This is a genomic window from Phreatobacter sp. (assembly GCF_016793595.1).
Taxonomy (GTDB): Bacteria; Pseudomonadota; Alphaproteobacteria; order Rhizobiales; family Phreatobacteraceae; genus Phreatobacter.
In genome coordinates this window covers 12,128-26,197 of sequence record NZ_JAEULY010000003.1, presented here as the reverse complement: position 1 = coordinate 26,197, position 14,070 = coordinate 12,128, and the positions used below count along the sequence as shown (strand labels likewise).

Below are 14,070 nucleotides of genomic sequence, written 5' to 3'. Positions count from 1 at the left end.
GGCCGCGGCCGAACCGTTGTTGCGGCGACGGGCCTAGAGTGCTCCCATGACAATGGAGGCGCGCCATGAAGGAAGGTCCATCCATCGCCGAGGTCGCCTCGCTGATCGGCGATCCCGCGCGCGCCAACATGCTGGGCGCGCTGATGTCGGGTCGCGCGCTGACGGCTGGTGAACTCGCGAACGAGGCCGGGATCACCGCGCAGACCGCGAGCGGACATCTGGCGAAGCTGCGCGACGCCGGCCTTCTGATGGTCGAGGCGCAGGGCCGCCACCGCTATTTCCGCCTGTCGGGCAGCGACATCGCGCAAGTTATCGAGGGGCTGATGGGCATTGCCGCGCGGACGGGCAACCTGCGCACGCGCACGGGCCCGCGCGACCCCGACATGCGCCGCTCCCGCGTCTGCTACGACCACATGGCCGGCGAATGGGCCGTGCGCCTGTTCGAGGGTTTCGTCGCGACGGGCCAGCTGGCGCTGGCCGACGGAGCGGTGTCGCTGACACCGGCGGGCAGGGCCTTCTTCATCGCGGAGGGCATCGACGTCGCCGCGCTGGAGCGGAGCCGCCGGCCGCTCTGCCGCACCTGCCTCGACTGGAGCGAGCGGCGGCCGCATCTCGGCGGCGCGCTCGGCAAGGCAGTCCTGGATCGGGCCATGGCGAAAGGCTGGGCGCGGCGATCGGCGACCAGCCGGACGCTGACGGTGACGCCGCCGGGGCATCTGGCCTTTCAGGCATGGCTCTCGGCCGAGGAGGCGCTCCACCGCCGGGCCTGATCGTTACATTCAGACACCGAAGAGTGCGGTCTCCGCCACAGTCCGATCCGGAATCCAGCCTCAATGCCGGGCTTTTTTCCGCGTATCGGCATCCGGGGGCCAGAGATCATGGCGCAGGCATTGTTCATCAAGATCGCGGCAGGCGGCCGGCGCCTTGCCGTGCAGGTCACGGTGTCGGTCGTCGCGGCCAGCTGTGCCGCGGTGATCGTGCCGCGTGTCGCGTCGATGTTCGGAACCGTCGCGCAGAATCCGCCGGTCCAGCTGGCATCGGGGCCGCGTCTCGCGGCACCCGCCATCGATCTCGACGAGGTTTTCATGCGGCAGCCGGCACGCCCGCCGGACCGCCTCGAAAGCGCTCTGGTGGAAAAGGCAGTGGCTGTCGCTCCCGTGGCGGCGGCGGTGGCGGCGATGCCGCGACCGGCTGCGGCGCGCGCGGCCGAGCGCCGGCGGGCAGCGGCGCCGGTGCCGGAGCCCCGGCCTCAGGCCCCGCTGGAGCTTGCCGCCATGACCGTACCGGTTTCGGTCGGTCCGTCGCCGACGGCGGCCGAGCGACCAAAGCTGTTCGGCCTGTCGCTGCCCCGTCTGCCGATGGAGGACAGGATCACCGGCGCGATCGCCTCGGCGCGCGGATCGGTGGCGCGGCTGTTCAACTGAGCGGACCGCCGGCCGATCAGCTTTTGCGGGCTTCCGGCGACGTCTTGTCCACGGGTTCGGCCGTGCCGACCTCGGTGCCGGTCTCGCTCGATGCGGCCGGCGTCGTCTCGCGCTTGATCTCGGAATCGCGGAACGATGCGGTCGGCATCATGACGATACCGCGGTCACGGAATCGCTTCAGGATCGCCAGCTGAAGGTCGCTCTTCACGGTCGAGGCATATTCGACATTGCTGACGACGCCACGCAGCTCGAACTCGATGCCAAGATCGGCGAAGCGCATCAGGAACACGCGCGGCGGCGGCTGCTGCACGATGTAGCGGTTGTCGCAGGCCGCCGCGATCAGTTCGTCGCGGACGATATCGGCATCGGATTCGAAGCCGACGCGCACCGGGATCGCCACGCGCCCGAGCGTGTTGGAGTGCGTCCAGTTCTTGACGACGCCGGAGATCAGCTCGGCATTTGGCAGGATCACGGTGGCGCGATCGAAGGTCTCGATCTCGGTCGAGCGGACCGAGATCTTGCGGACATAGCCTTCCTCGCCCTTCACCACGATGGAATCGCCGACGCGGATCGGCCGCTCCGCCAGCAGGATCAGGCCGGACACGAAGTTCGACACGATCGATTGCAGGCCGAAGCCGACGCCCACCGACAGCGCGCCGGCGATGATCGTGATGTTGGAGAGGTCGAGGCCGAGCTGTCGCAGCGCGAGACCCGCGACCATGGCGAAGCTGGCATAGCCGAGAATGGTCGCGATGGAGTTCTGCAGTCCGGCATCGATGCCGCTGCGCGGCAGGACCTGCTCGCGGATCCATTTCAGCACGGAACGCGCCACCAGGAAGCCAGCCGCCGCCACGGCGCCGGCCCCCGCGATGGACAGGATGAGGTTGCGCAGGTCGCCGAAGCGCAGGCCGAAGAAGGCGTCCTCCAGCGAGGCGCCGGCGCCGCCGAAGCCCCATGGGCCGAACACCGCCATGGCCGAGGCGATCAGCACGATGACGCGCAGCAGGCCGTCGATCAGCGTGCCGATCAGGTCGAGCCGCTCCGGCCGGATGCCGATGGCGACAGAGACCGAGCGCCCGCGAACCGTGGTCGGCCCGAACCACTCGGCGATTACCGCGTCGATCAACGCAAGCAGCATGACGGTGGCGGCCGCGATCAGCACCGCCGCCGCGATGCGGCTGGCGACGAAACCGGCGAGCGGGATGTACCCGGCCATCAGCGCCACGGATATGACCGCGAACCCGAGCCACAGGGCAGGGCGCGTCCAGCCCCATGCCTGTGGCTCGGTGGCATCCTCGTCGCCGGCATCGTCCGGGTCGGTCGTCCGCCGGAGAAACCAGAAGATGACGCCGGCAATGCCGACGGCGGTCAGGGTGGTGATGAAGGCGGTCACCGAGACGGGCGCCACGATAACGCGCGCGAAGGCGAGAAGGACAAGGCCGGCGGCGAGGATCCACGCGGCCACGCGCATGGCTGCAAACACCGCCTCGGCATAGGCATCGGTCAGCTTGATCAGCCGATAGGCCGGCGCGCCGGGCGCGAGCACGCCCTGCATGATGCCGCGCGTCAGCGAGATGATGAAGACGGCCGTGATGACAGCGGCTGGCACCAGTGGCTGCGCCCGCGGCAGGACGAGATCGAAATTCTCGGCGATCAGCAGCACCGCGCCGACGAGCACCGGCAGGACTAGGGTACGCTCGGCGGCGACGCGGAAGGTGGCGAGCACTCCGGCGAGTCTCGAGGCGGGTTCGTCGGCCGGGTTTGCATAGAGGCCACGGCGACGCAGCCAGCGATAGAGCGCGGTCAGCGCGAGAGCAGTCAGGAGGCCGGCAAGGGCGGCTGCCGCCAAACGGCTGTAGCCGACGACATTGGTCAGATAGCCCCACCAGTCCAGTGCAAGGAAGCGGGTCGAGCGCATGAAGCGCGGCAGGCCTTCGGCAAGCAGGGTCCAGAAGGTCGGGTCGACCACCGGAACGGAACGTTCGAAGAGCTGTGCCGTGAAGAGCTGCCGGCGGCGGTCGATAATGCGCTCGGCCAGCTGGTCGACGCGCAACTGCTGCACGCGGATGGCGCGGACCCGGGCGTCGAGGTCGGCGACCGCCTTGGTCTGTTCGTCACGCTGCTGGCGCGCCTCCGGCGCCTCGGGAGGGGCGTTGTCGGCCGGCTTCGGGCCGAGCTGGGTCAGCCGGTCGCGCGCTTCCGCGAGGCGGGGCTCGACCTGCGCCTGCGCCGCCGTCAGGGCTTCGCGAATCGGGTCGAGGCGGGTGCGCAGCTCGGTCAGTTCCGGATCGGACAGACGGCGCTCCAGCGTCAGTTCGGCCTGATCGAGGCTGGCCTTGGCGGTGTCGGCCGCATCGCGCGCGGGAGCCGCAGCTGGGGGCGGCGCGGCCGGCGTCTGCGCGACAGCCGGCGCGACATGGACCAGTGCGAGGAAGGCGGCGAGGAGGACGTTGAGCGTGACCTGTCGAAGGCGGTGTCGCATGGCGTTTCCGGTTGGGGGCGATTCGCTGGCCGCACCATGGCACGGGAAATCCGGCCATCCGAGGGCCGCGCCGCGCGCATCAGTCGCGGGGCAGGATCGGCGCGAAGGGATTGAAGGAACTGGCAGGGGGCGGCGAGGAGAGGTCGGCTTCCTGCGAGGCGTGGCGATTGATCGCGTCCAGCACGGCGCGCAGCGCGTCGCGGTCGCGCGTCACGTCGCGCAGCGGGGCCGCCGCACCCGAGCGGCGGATCAGCGCCTGCGGATCGGGCAGGATGAAGGGATCGTCCCACGGGCCCTGAACGACGAAGGGCAGCTCGAAATTCTGCTCCGCCGTGCTGCCCGACGTGGTGCGGCGCTTCAGTGTCGCGATGCCGCGCATGTCGAATTCACGGGCGGGCAGGCTTGCGACGCCCTCGACATTGACGCGCACCATCGGCCCGTCGAGCACGAGGTCGGTGGTCGTGGCCACGCCGCCGGCCACGCGTATCGTCGCCGCGATCCGGTCATAGGCGGTGCGGCCGGAGCGCGTGTCGGCGCCGGTCGTGGCGAGCGGCCGGCGCTCGAGCCGGCGCAGGATCGCTTCGGCATTGAAGCCGTGGACGGCGCCCTCGACGGCGGTCAGCATCATCTGGCCGCTGGCCGTTCGGGCAAGGTCGGCCATGCTGGCGCCGCGCGCCTCGATCGACAGCTGGGTGTTGGCCGTCCCGTCGAGCCGGCGGAAGCCGAACCACTCGCCGAGGCCGAGGCCGAGTTGCGCGCGCTGGACATTGAGCGAGGCGCGTACATCCATCTCCTCGCCGCGCGGGGCGACGACGAGCGCGCCGGACAGCGTGCCGCCATAGGCCTGGGCCTCGCCGAGCGTGACAGTCAGCCGCCCGCCACGGGCGACGACGGAGGCGGCGGAGCGGCCGAGGCTCGCGTGGCCGACAACGACCTCGCTCGCCGAGAGCCGGAGGTCGAGGTCGATGGCGGCAATGGCGGAGAGATCGATGGGTCGGCGGTTCCAGCCCTGATTGCCATCGGCGGTGAACCGGAGGTCGCGGAAATAGGTGGTCGCGACGACGCGCCCGGCATCCAGCGTGCCTTGCACCTGCGGGCGGGCGCCCTCGAAGCTGATCGACAGGGCGCCGTCGGCGACATTGCCGTCCAGCTCGGTGTTGACCTTGGTGAAGGCCAGCGAATTCGGCTGCAGCTGGACGTCGCCCTTGAGCGCGAAGGTGCCGAAAGACGGCCCGACGCCGGGATTCTGGCCGAGCCAGCGCAGGAGCTGGCGCAGCGATCCGGTCTCCAGTGTCATCGCGCCGGCAGCGGTCAGCGTGTCGCCGTTGGTCACGGTGCCCTCGAAGGCGCTCTTCATCGGCGCCGAGGTGACGCGCATCTTCACGCCCGTCGGTTCGGCGGTGAACAGCGCCAGCGGCCGGGCGACCACGGCATTGATCTCGACCGGCTCGCCATTCGCGGTGAGGGTGCCGGAAATGTTGGCCTGCCGGTTCGGACCCGGCCACGAGATGGCGAATTCGATGGCGCTGAGCGCGGCGCGGCTCTCGGTCTTCTCGTCGGTCACGAGCGCCTCGCCCTCGACGATCCTGAGATCGGCGACCGTGCGGCCGGTCTCGCGCGCAGCCTCGCGCAGCCGGCGGAATGCGCCGTCCCAGTTCGACGCGCCATCGCGCGCCACCCTGACCGCGATGCGCGGCCGGACCAGCACATATTCGGAGATCGAGACCTTGCCGGTGATCAGCGGCAGAAGGCGGAACGAGGCGACGACGGCCTCGGCGGTGGCCTGCGGCTCGGCCGCGTCGGCCTCGGCCATCCGCACGCCGTCGAGCCGGATCGAGAGCTGCGGCACGACACTCACCGAGACGGGCCCCGAGATGGTCACCGGCAGGCCCATGCGGCGGGTGAGCTCGGCGGCGACGTCGTGGCGCACGGACTCGCCCGGCAGCAGGGCCGGAACGAGCGCGGTGGCCGCGCCGAGCGCGACGATCGTGACGCCCGCGGCGATCAGAACCCGCTTGAGGGAAGAGGCAAGGCTCACGCGGCGCGATCCTGCAGGGTCCGTACCGGGATAGGTAACGGGCGGCGACTATAGCGATGCTGACGTTGAGCGGAAGATGTCTGCCCGACGTGGCAAATCCATGGCCGCGGGAGGGGGCGCCCACGGCACGAAAAAGGGGAGGCTGTGACAGCCTCCCCTGATCGGGCCGCTGGAACGGCGCGCCGGGATCAGGCCCCGGCGGCGGCTAGCAGGTTGCGGGCGACGGTGAAGTTCGCCTCCGTATTGGCGCGGATCTCGTCGACGGTGACGCCGTCGGCGGTCTCGACCAGGGTCATGCCGGAGCCGCCCTTCTTGTCGATCGAGAAGACGCCGAGGTCGGTGATCACGAGATCGACGACATTGGCGCCGGTCAGCGGCAGGTTGCAGGCCTTGAGCAGCTTCGGGCCGTCCTTGGCGACGTGCTCCATCACCACGACGACCTTCTTGACGCCGGCGACGAGGTCCATGGCGCCGCCCATGCCCTTCACCATCTTGCCGGGGATCATCCAGTTGGCGAGGTCGCCGTTCTCGGCCACCTGCATGGCGCCGAGGATCGACAGGTCGATATGGCCGCCGCGGATCATCGCGAACGAATCCGACGAGGAGAAATAGCTCGTCGTCGGCAGCTCGGTGATGGTCTGCTTGCCGGCATTGATCAGGTCCGGGTCCTCCTCGCCCTCGAAGGGGAAGGGGCCCATGCCGAGCATGCCGTTCTCCGACTGGAGCTGGACGCTCATGCCGGCGGGGATGTGGTTGGAAACCAGCGTCGGGATGCCGATGCCAAGGTTCACGTAAAAGCCGTCGCGCAATTCCTTGGCGGCGCGGGCGGCCATCTGGTCACGGGTCCATGCCATGGTCTCGTCTCCTCTCAGGCCGCTTTCGGGCGGGTGGTGCGCTGCTCGATGCGCTTGACCGCATTCGGCACGTGGACGATGCGCTTCACGTAGACGCCGGGCGTGTGGATGGCGTCGCCATCGATCTCGCCGACGTCGACGAGGTGCTCGACCTGCACGATGGTCATGCGCGAGGCGGTGGCCATCATCGGGTTGAAGTTGCGGGCGGTCTTGCGGAAGACGAGATTGCCTTCCTTGTCGGCCTTCCAGGCGTGGACGAGCGAGATGTCGGCGAACAGGCCGCGCTCCATCACGTATTTCTCGCCGTCGAACTCGCGGACCTCCTTGCCGTCGGCGATGATCGTGCCGACGCCGGTCTTGGTGAAGAAGGCGGGAATGCCGGCGCCGCCAGCGCGGATGCGCTCGGCCAGCGTGCCCTGCGGGTTGAATTCGAGCTCCAGCTCACCGGACAGGAACTGCTGGGCGAACAGCTTGTTCTCGCCGACATAGGACGAGATCATCTTCCTGATCTGCTTGGTCTCCAGCAGGATGCCGAGGCCGGCGCCGTCGACGCCTGCATTGTTGGAAATGAAGGTGAGGTTCTTCGCGCCGGAATCGCGCACCGCCTCGATCAGCACGTCGGGAATGCCACAGAGGCCGAACCCGCCGGCCATCAGCGTCATGCCGTCCTTGATCTGGCCGGCCAGGGCCTCCCTTGCGGAGGAATAAACCTTTGAACTCATCTGAAATCGCCTCCCACGGGCCACATCGGCGGCCTCGGTTGGAATGCCTCGTGCATCCGGTGAACTGACCGGCGGACAATGGTGGATTTTGCGCGGTGCATCAAGATGAACCGGCCGTCAGGTTCGGCAGGACCGCCTCGGCCGAAATGCAGAGCCGGTCAGTAGCCCAGCACGCGCGGCAGCCAGAGCGCGATGTCCGGAACGGCGACAACCATGGCCAGCGCCACGAACATGGCGAGGATCATCCACACCACCCACGGTATGGTCGCCTCCATCGGCACCTGCGCGATCCGGCAGGACACCATGAGATTGACCGCCAGCGGCGGGGTGAACTGGCCGATGGCGATCTTCATGGTCAGGATCACGCCGAACCAGACGAGATCCCAGCCGAAGGAATTGGCGATGGGGATGAGGACGGGCAGCAGGATCAGGAAGGTCGAGACGCCGTCGAGGAACATGCCGATGATGATCAGCGCGATCATCAGCAGCGCGATGGTGCCGTATTCGCCGAGGCCGAGACCGACGATCCATTTCGCCACGGGCTCGATGACGCCGAGCGTCGAGGTCGACCAGGCGAAGACCGAGGCGAGCGCCACGACGATGAGGATGACGGCGGAGAGCTCGCCCGCCTCGACCAGCATCTCGTAGACGTCGCGGAACGTCAGCGTCCGATAGACGAAGAAGCCGATGAACAGGCCGTAGAAGACGGCCATGACGGCAGCCTCCGTCGGCGTGAAGGCGCCGATGCGCATGCCGCCGAGGATGACGATGGGCGCCATCAGGCCCCAGATCGCCTCCTTGAACGTGCCCCAGACGGTGAGGCGGTCCTCCGTCTCGCGCATCTGGCCGCCGAAATTCTTGATCCAGGAGATGATCAGGATCGGCACGATGATGGCGATGCCGGCGAGGATGCCCGGGAACATGCCGGCCGCGAAGATCGCGGGCACCGAGACGCCCGGTACCATCACGGCGTAGATGATGAAGGCGATGGAGGGCGGGATGAGAATGTCGGTGGCCGCCGCCGCGCCGACCGTCGAGGCGATGAAGGCGCGCGGATAGCCGTCGCGGATCATCGAGCGCGTGACGACCTGTCCGACCGCCGCCGACGTCGCGGGACCCGAGCCCGAAATGCCGCCGATGACCATGGCGACCAGCACCGACACCGTCGCGAGCGCGCCGCGCCCCGCGCCGACGAGAGCGGTGGCGAAACGCACCAGCCGCAGCGCCACGCCGGTGCGGTCGAAGACCGAGCCGACAAGAACGAACATCGGGATGGCGATCAGCGGATATTTGGCGATGCCGGCATAGACGTTGGTCGGCACGGCCATGATGCTCTGCCCGGCGAGCCAGATGGCAAGCGTGCCGGCGAGGCCGAGGGCGACGCCGATCGGCACGGCGCCGAGCAGCATGACGACGAAGGCACCGAAGAGGATGAAGCCGGTCATGCCTGTTCACCCCTGGCGAAGCGGATGATCCGGCCGACAGCCCGGCCGATGACGGCAAGAGCGAGCAGCGGCAGCATGCCGGTATACAGCCATTGCGGGTGGCCAAGACCCGGTGACAGTACCTCGAAGCGGTATTCGTCCCAGGTCAGGCGCGCGCCATAGACGAACAGGATGCCGAAACAGACGATCACCAGCGCCATCGCGCCGATCTCGAAGCGGGCGCGCACCGCCGGCCTTTGCAGATCGACGAAATAGCCGATGCGGATGTGGCGCCCGGCGGCAACCGCCAGCGACGTGCCGAGCATGGTCACCACCACCATCAGCACCACGGAATATTCCTCGGTGAAGGCGAAGGAGACGCTGGTCAGGTAGCGCACGACCACGTTGCCGAAGGTGATCAGCGCCATGCCGGCCATGGCGGCTGCGATCAGCACCTCCTCGATCTTCAGGGGCACGCGCGTCGGCGGATTCGGCTGCTGGGCCGTCGGATCGGGTTCGGCTGACAAGGCGATGTGCTTTCAGGCGGGAGAGAGCACAGCCGGGCCGGGCCCGGCTGTGGGCTTTGGCTTCAAGGCCTCAGCTATTGGCGGCGACCACGGCCTCGGCCTTCTTGACGAGGTCAGCACCGACCTGCGCCGCCCATTTGTCGAAGACCGGCCGCGTGGCGCGGGCGAAGGCGCGCTTCTCCTCCGCCGTCAGCGACACCGTCGCGACGCCGCGCTTGGCCAGTTCCTCCAGCGACGACTTGTCGTTGGGGTCGAGGACGCCGAGGCCCTTGCGGGTCGCCCCGATCTGGACCTTCGCCGCGTCCAGCGCGCTCTGGCGGACGATCTCCTTGTCGGCGGCGGAGAAGGTCTCCCAGACGGGCTTGGCGACGTGGAACAGGCCGGCGTCGACGCAATAGTTCCAGATCGTCATGTGCTTCTGGGCGAGCGCGTCCATCTTCAGGCCGAGGAACAGGTTGACCGGGTTCTCCTGCCCGTCCACCGCGCCGGTCGAAAGCGCCGGCTGCAAATCGGCGAAGGACATCTGCACGGGATTGGCGCCGAGGCCGTTATAGATGTCGGAGAAGATGGCGCCGGCCGCGAAGCGGATCTTCAGGCCGCGCAGGTCCGCCGGCGCGCGGATCGGTCGCTTGGAGTTGGACAGTTCGCGGAAGCCGTTCTCGCCCCAGGCGAGCGGCACCACGTCGCGGCTCTCCATGACCTTGAACAGCGCCTGGCCGACCTCGCCGTTGACGATGGCGTCGAAGGCCTTGTGATCGGGCATCAGGAAGGGCAGCGAGAAGAGGTTCATCTCGCGCACCTGCGGCGAGATGTTGATGGTCGAGGACACGGTGAAGTCGATCACGCCCTGGCGCATGGCGACCAGTTCGCGCGTCTGGTCGCCGCCGACGAGCTGAGACCCCGGATAGACCTTGACGTTGATGCGGCCATTGGTGCGCTGGGTCACCATCTCGGCCCACTGGAAGGCGCCTTCCGACAGCGCGATCGGCCGGTTGCCGACCACCGACAGCTTGTACTCGGTCTTGAGCGTCTGCGCCCTGGACACCCACGGCGCGAAGACCATCGCGCCTACGCCTGCGACCGCCGTGCGGCGCGTCACGCGAAACCCGTTGCTGCGCTCCGACATCGGGCGCCTCCCTTCTCGATTACGTTTCCGGACCCTTGTGAAGCCCGGGCATCTGGCGGCCCGGTTGGTTGCGGGATGATGGGACGATGACGGCGGCGCTGGCAAGGGTTCTCTGACCGGAAAGCCCCGGAAGTGACGTAGCGGTCGCGTGGTGGTTCGATGACTGCGGAACGCTGCGAGAGGGGCGGATGCAGCGCGGGATCGTCGCCATTGCCGGCGGCGCCTCGGGCATCGGCCTTGCCACGGTCCGCGCCGACGGGGACCGCCTCCGCGGAGATCGCGTTCGGCGCGAAGGGCAGCTATGCGGCAGTCGACGTGACGGATGCTGCGGCGCTCGCCGCCTTCCTGCTCGACGGAGGCCAGTCCGCCTGCATCACCGGCCTCGCCATCGCCGCAGATGGCGGTTTCGCGGAAGCCGGCCTGACGAAGCTCGACGGCTGAATCGCGAGCCGGGACGCCCATGCGACCATCCGCCATCGTCCAAATGGCTGAATCGGGCTCCCGAGGCGCGAAATCGCATTGACCTGACCATACCCGTGAGTAGGTTGCGGCCGAGGGTCGGACCTGCTTGGGGCCGGCATGGAACGCATCGGCGACGAAGACGGCGGCAAGCCGCGCGGCGCCTTCCAGGGAGGATATGGCGGTGTCGCCATTGCATTCGGCCGCGCCCGTGCGGCCGCCAGCCGCCGCTCTCGACGTGGATGGCCTCTCGCTGCAGTTCGGCGGCGTGAAGGCGCTCGACGGTGTGTCGCTGAATGTCGCCGCCGGCTCGATCACCGCGCTGATCGGACCCAACGGCGCCGGCAAGACCTCGGCCTTCAATGCCATTTCCGGCTTCTACAAGCCGAAGACCGGCACGGTGAAACTCGACGGCGAGGACATCACCCATGTCCCGGCGCGCGAGCGCGCCAAGCTCGGCCTCGCCCGCACCTTCCAGAACATCGCGCTATTCCGCGGCATGACCGTGCTCGACAACATCAAGCTCGGCCGCCACGCACACCTGAACACCAACGTCTTCGACGCCTTCCTCTACTGGGGCCGCGCCAAGCGCGAGGAGATGGAGCTGCGCGCCGAGATCGAGCGTGACGTCATCGATTTTCTCGAACTCGACCACATCCGCAACGTGCCGGTGGCGATCCTGCCCTACGGCCTGCAGAAGAAGGTCGAGCTCGCCCGCGCGCTCGCCATGCGTCCGCGCATCCTGATGCTCGACGAGCCCGTCGCCGGCATGAACCGCGAGGAGACCGAGGACATGGCCCGCGCCATCCTCGACGTGCGCGAGGAATGGGGCATCAGCGTGCTGCTGGTCGAGCACGACATGGGCATGGTCATGGACATTTCCGACCACGTCTGCGTGCTGAATTTCGGCCGCCGCATCGCCGCCGGAACGCCGGCCGAGGTGCGCGCCAATCCGGATGTCATCAAGGCCTATCTCGGATCGTCGGGCGATCCGCACAAGGCGGCTGTCGAGGAGGTCGCCTGATGGCCGTCGAATTCATCGATGTGGTGGAAACGAGCCTTGCCGGGCTCGGGACCGGCGCGCTGATGGCGCTGACCGGCGTCGCCTTCGTGATCATCTACAAGGCCACCAAGGTCATCAATCTCGCCATCGGCGAGATGCTGATGATCGGCGCCTTCGTGTTCTACGGCTTCTCGGCGGGCCTGTCCCTGCCGATCTGGGCCTCCGTGCCGCTGACGCTGGTTGTCGCGGCGGTCATCGGCGGCGTCATCGAACGGACGATGATCCGGCCGCTGATGAAGGACAATCCCGTTTCGGTCTTCATGGTAACGATCGGCCTGACCTCGATCCTGATCGGTGTGGTCGAACTGATCTGGTCGGCGGAGCCGCGTCGCCTGCCGGAATTCCTGCCCTCGCAACCGATCATCATCGCGGACGCCTTCATTCCCTCGAAGACCGCCTATTCCTTCCTGATCGCCGCCGTCGTGATGGCGGTGCTGATCACGGTCTTCGCCTTCTGGCGCGGCGGCATCGCGCTGCGCGCGACCGCGACGGATCGCGCGGCGGCATCCTCGGTGGGCATCGACGTGCCCGGTGTCTTCTCCTTCTCGTGGATGCTGGCGGCCGTGGTCGCGGCGCTCGCCGGCATCCTCGTCGGCTCGGTCGGCGGCATCTCGTCGGCCATGGGCCTGTTCGGCCTGTCGGTTTTCGTCGTGGTGATCGTCGGCGGCCTCGACTCCATCGCCGGCGCGCTGATCGCCGGCCTGTTCATCGGCTGGCTGGAGGCGATGGTCGGGCGCTTCCTCGGCGGCGAGTTCAAGCTGCTCGCCACCTTCTCGATCCTGCTGGTGGTGCTGGTGGTCAGGCCCTACGGCCTGTTCGGCACGCACGAGATCGAGAGGCTCTGAGCATGCCGCGGAAAAGTGGGAACCGGTTTTCCGGCAAAGGCATGCGGAGGGCATTCTGATGCGTATCGCCACCGCGAAAGAGAGTTACGCGGCCGACGAGGGCCTGTTCAAGACCGACACGCAGCGCGTCTGGTTCGGCCTGCTTGTCGCCGGCCTGCTCGTCTATCCGCTCGGCGCGTCGAACTACTGGATGTTCCTTGCCGTGCTGGTGATGATCAACATCATCTCGACCACCGGCCTCAACGTGCTGACCGGCTATACCGGCCAGGTCAGCCTCGGCCACGCCGCCTTCATGGCGGTCGGCGCCTACACGGTCGCCTTCTTCGACGGGCGTTTCGGCACGCCGGTTCTCCTGAATCTCGCGCTCGCCGGCACGGTCGCCGCCGCCATCGGCTATCTCGTCGGCCTGCCGTCTCTGCGCATCAAGGGCCTCTATCTCGCCATTGCGACGCTGGCGGCCGCGGTGATCCTCGGCTTCATCTTCCTGAACTGGACGCCGGTGACCGGGGGCCTGCGCGGCCTCAACGTGCCGACCGCGCGCATCCTCGGCATCGAGATGGCGACGCCGGACCGGCTCTACTGGCTGGTCATGCCGATCTGCGTGGTCATGGTGCTGGCGGCCAAGAACCTGTTCCGCACGCGGGTCGGACGCGCCTTCATCGCCATCCGCGACCGCGACATCTCCGCCGAGATCATCGGCATCTCGCTTCTGCGCTACAAGCTGATGAGCTTCGCCATCTCGTCCTTCTATGCGGGCGTGGCGGGCGGGCTCTGGGCCTATCTGTTCCGCGTGGTGACGCCGGAGAGCTTCCCCGCGCTGGCTTCGATCTTCTTCCTCGCCGCCGTCATCGTCGGCGGGGCCGGCACGATCATCGGCGGCATTTTCGGCGCGATCTTCATGACCCTCGTGCCGGAAGTGCTGAAACTGTCGGCGACGGCGCTGGTGCCGTGGTTCCCGGATGCGTCGATCTATCTCGCGCCGGTCCGCAACATCGTCTTCGGCCTCTTGATCGTCGGCTTCCTGATCTTCGAACCCATGGGCCTCGCCGAGGTCTGGCGCCGCATGCGCCGGTTCTTCGCGCTCTGGCCGTTCCGCACCTGACACA

Annotated in this window: 13 protein-coding genes; 6 read left to right on the top strand and 7 right to left on the bottom strand. The window is 68.1% G+C overall.

The features are described from left to right. The first annotated feature begins 65 nt into the window (after positions 1–65). Together JNK84_RS02965 and JNK84_RS02960 are read left to right on the top strand one after the other, a co-directional pair. Positions 66–770, top strand: a complete 705-nt coding sequence (locus JNK84_RS02965; protein WP_293420409.1) for an ArsR/SmtB family transcription factor — start codon at positions 66–68, stop codon at positions 768–770. 108 nt (positions 771–878) lie between these two features. Then, positions 879–1,424 (top strand): hypothetical protein, encoded by a 546-nt coding sequence (locus JNK84_RS02960; protein ID WP_293420407.1) that lies wholly within the window; start codon positions 879–881, stop codon positions 1,422–1,424. 16 nt (positions 1,425–1,440) lie between these two features. On the opposite strand, the gene JNK84_RS02955 is transcribed toward JNK84_RS02960, so the two are convergent. From JNK84_RS02955 to JNK84_RS02925, 7 genes are all read right to left on the bottom strand, one after another. Further along, positions 1,441–3,906: a DUF3772 domain-containing protein gene (locus JNK84_RS02955; RefSeq protein ID WP_293420405.1), complete on the bottom strand. Its 2,466-nt coding sequence runs from the start codon at positions 3,904–3,906 to the stop codon at positions 1,441–1,443. Between the two features lie 79 nt (positions 3,907–3,985). Continuing rightward, a complete protein-coding gene (locus tag JNK84_RS02950; RefSeq protein ID WP_293420403.1) occupies positions 3,986–5,944 on the bottom strand; it encodes an AsmA family protein in 1,959 nt (652 codons plus the stop codon). A gap of 188 nt (positions 5,945–6,132) precedes the next feature. Beyond that, positions 6,133–6,798, bottom strand: a complete 666-nt coding sequence (locus JNK84_RS02945) for a 3-oxoacid CoA-transferase subunit B (RefSeq protein WP_293420401.1) — start codon at positions 6,796–6,798, stop codon at positions 6,133–6,135. A 14-nt stretch (positions 6,799–6,812) separates the two neighbouring features. Continuing rightward, a complete protein-coding gene (locus JNK84_RS02940; protein WP_293420399.1) occupies positions 6,813–7,520 on the bottom strand; it encodes a CoA transferase subunit A in 708 nt (235 codons plus the stop codon). Between the two features lie 158 nt (positions 7,521–7,678). Further along, a complete protein-coding gene (locus JNK84_RS02935; protein WP_293420397.1) occupies positions 7,679–8,965 on the bottom strand; it encodes a TRAP transporter large permease in 1,287 nt (428 codons plus the stop codon). Further along, complete coding sequence (locus JNK84_RS02930) at positions 8,962–9,471, bottom strand: TRAP transporter small permease (protein WP_293420395.1); 510 nt, start codon at positions 9,469–9,471, stop codon at positions 8,962–8,964. Before JNK84_RS02930 ends, JNK84_RS02935 begins: the two co-directional genes overlap by 4 nt. A gap of 70 nt (positions 9,472–9,541) precedes the next feature. After that, on the bottom strand, positions 9,542–10,597 hold the full coding sequence (locus tag JNK84_RS02925) for a DctP family TRAP transporter solute-binding subunit (RefSeq protein ID WP_293420393.1): 1,056 nt from the start codon (positions 10,595–10,597) through the stop codon (positions 9,542–9,544). Between the two features lie 237 nt (positions 10,598–10,834). Between JNK84_RS02925 and JNK84_RS02920 the strand changes: the two genes are divergently transcribed. The 4 genes from JNK84_RS02920 (at position 10,835) to JNK84_RS02905 (ending at position 14,066) form a co-directional block, all read left to right on the top strand. Further along, positions 10,835–11,038, top strand: coding sequence for a hypothetical protein (locus tag JNK84_RS02920; protein WP_293420391.1), 204 nt, complete (start codon positions 10,835–10,837; stop codon positions 11,036–11,038). A 196-nt stretch (positions 11,039–11,234) separates the two neighbouring features. Further along, on the top strand, positions 11,235–12,080 hold the full coding sequence (locus JNK84_RS02915; RefSeq protein ID WP_293420389.1) for an ABC transporter ATP-binding protein: 846 nt from the start codon (positions 11,235–11,237) through the stop codon (positions 12,078–12,080). Next, positions 12,080–12,964, top strand: a complete 885-nt coding sequence (locus tag JNK84_RS02910) for a branched-chain amino acid ABC transporter permease (RefSeq protein WP_293420387.1) — start codon at positions 12,080–12,082, stop codon at positions 12,962–12,964. The genes JNK84_RS02915 and JNK84_RS02910 overlap by 1 nt, the downstream gene beginning before the upstream one ends. Before the next feature lie 58 nt (positions 12,965–13,022). Next, complete coding sequence (locus tag JNK84_RS02905) at positions 13,023–14,066, top strand: branched-chain amino acid ABC transporter permease (RefSeq protein WP_293420385.1); 1,044 nt, start codon at positions 13,023–13,025, stop codon at positions 14,064–14,066. Positions 14,067–14,070: the final 4 nt, after the last annotated feature.

What these genes read in the sequence shown, in the direction of transcription:
- JNK84_RS02940 (WP_293420399.1), bottom strand. Translation starts at nt 7,520, where the DNA reads ATGAGTTCAAAGGTTTATTCCTCCGCAAGGGAGGCCCTGGCCGGCCAG.
- JNK84_RS02925 (WP_293420393.1), bottom strand. Translation starts at nt 10,597, where the DNA reads ATGTCGGAGCGCAGCAACGGGTTTCGCGTGACGCGCCGCACGGCGGTC.
- JNK84_RS02945 (WP_293420401.1), bottom strand. Translation starts at nt 6,798, where the DNA reads ATGGCATGGACCCGTGACCAGATGGCCGCCCGCGCCGCCAAGGAATTG.
- JNK84_RS02915 (WP_293420389.1), top strand. Translation starts at nt 11,235, where the DNA reads ATGGCGGTGTCGCCATTGCATTCGGCCGCGCCCGTGCGGCCGCCAGCC.
- JNK84_RS02960 (WP_293420407.1), top strand. Translation starts at nt 879, where the DNA reads ATGGCGCAGGCATTGTTCATCAAGATCGCGGCAGGCGGCCGGCGCCTT.
- JNK84_RS02905 (WP_293420385.1), top strand. Translation starts at nt 13,023, where the DNA reads ATGCGTATCGCCACCGCGAAAGAGAGTTACGCGGCCGACGAGGGCCTG.
- JNK84_RS02965 (WP_293420409.1), top strand. Translation starts at nt 66, where the DNA reads ATGAAGGAAGGTCCATCCATCGCCGAGGTCGCCTCGCTGATCGGCGAT.
- JNK84_RS02910 (WP_293420387.1), top strand. Translation starts at nt 12,080, where the DNA reads ATGGCCGTCGAATTCATCGATGTGGTGGAAACGAGCCTTGCCGGGCTC.
- JNK84_RS02935 (WP_293420397.1), bottom strand. Translation starts at nt 8,965, where the DNA reads ATGACCGGCTTCATCCTCTTCGGTGCCTTCGTCGTCATGCTGCTCGGC.
- JNK84_RS02955 (WP_293420405.1), bottom strand. Translation starts at nt 3,906, where the DNA reads ATGCGACACCGCCTTCGACAGGTCACGCTCAACGTCCTCCTCGCCGCC.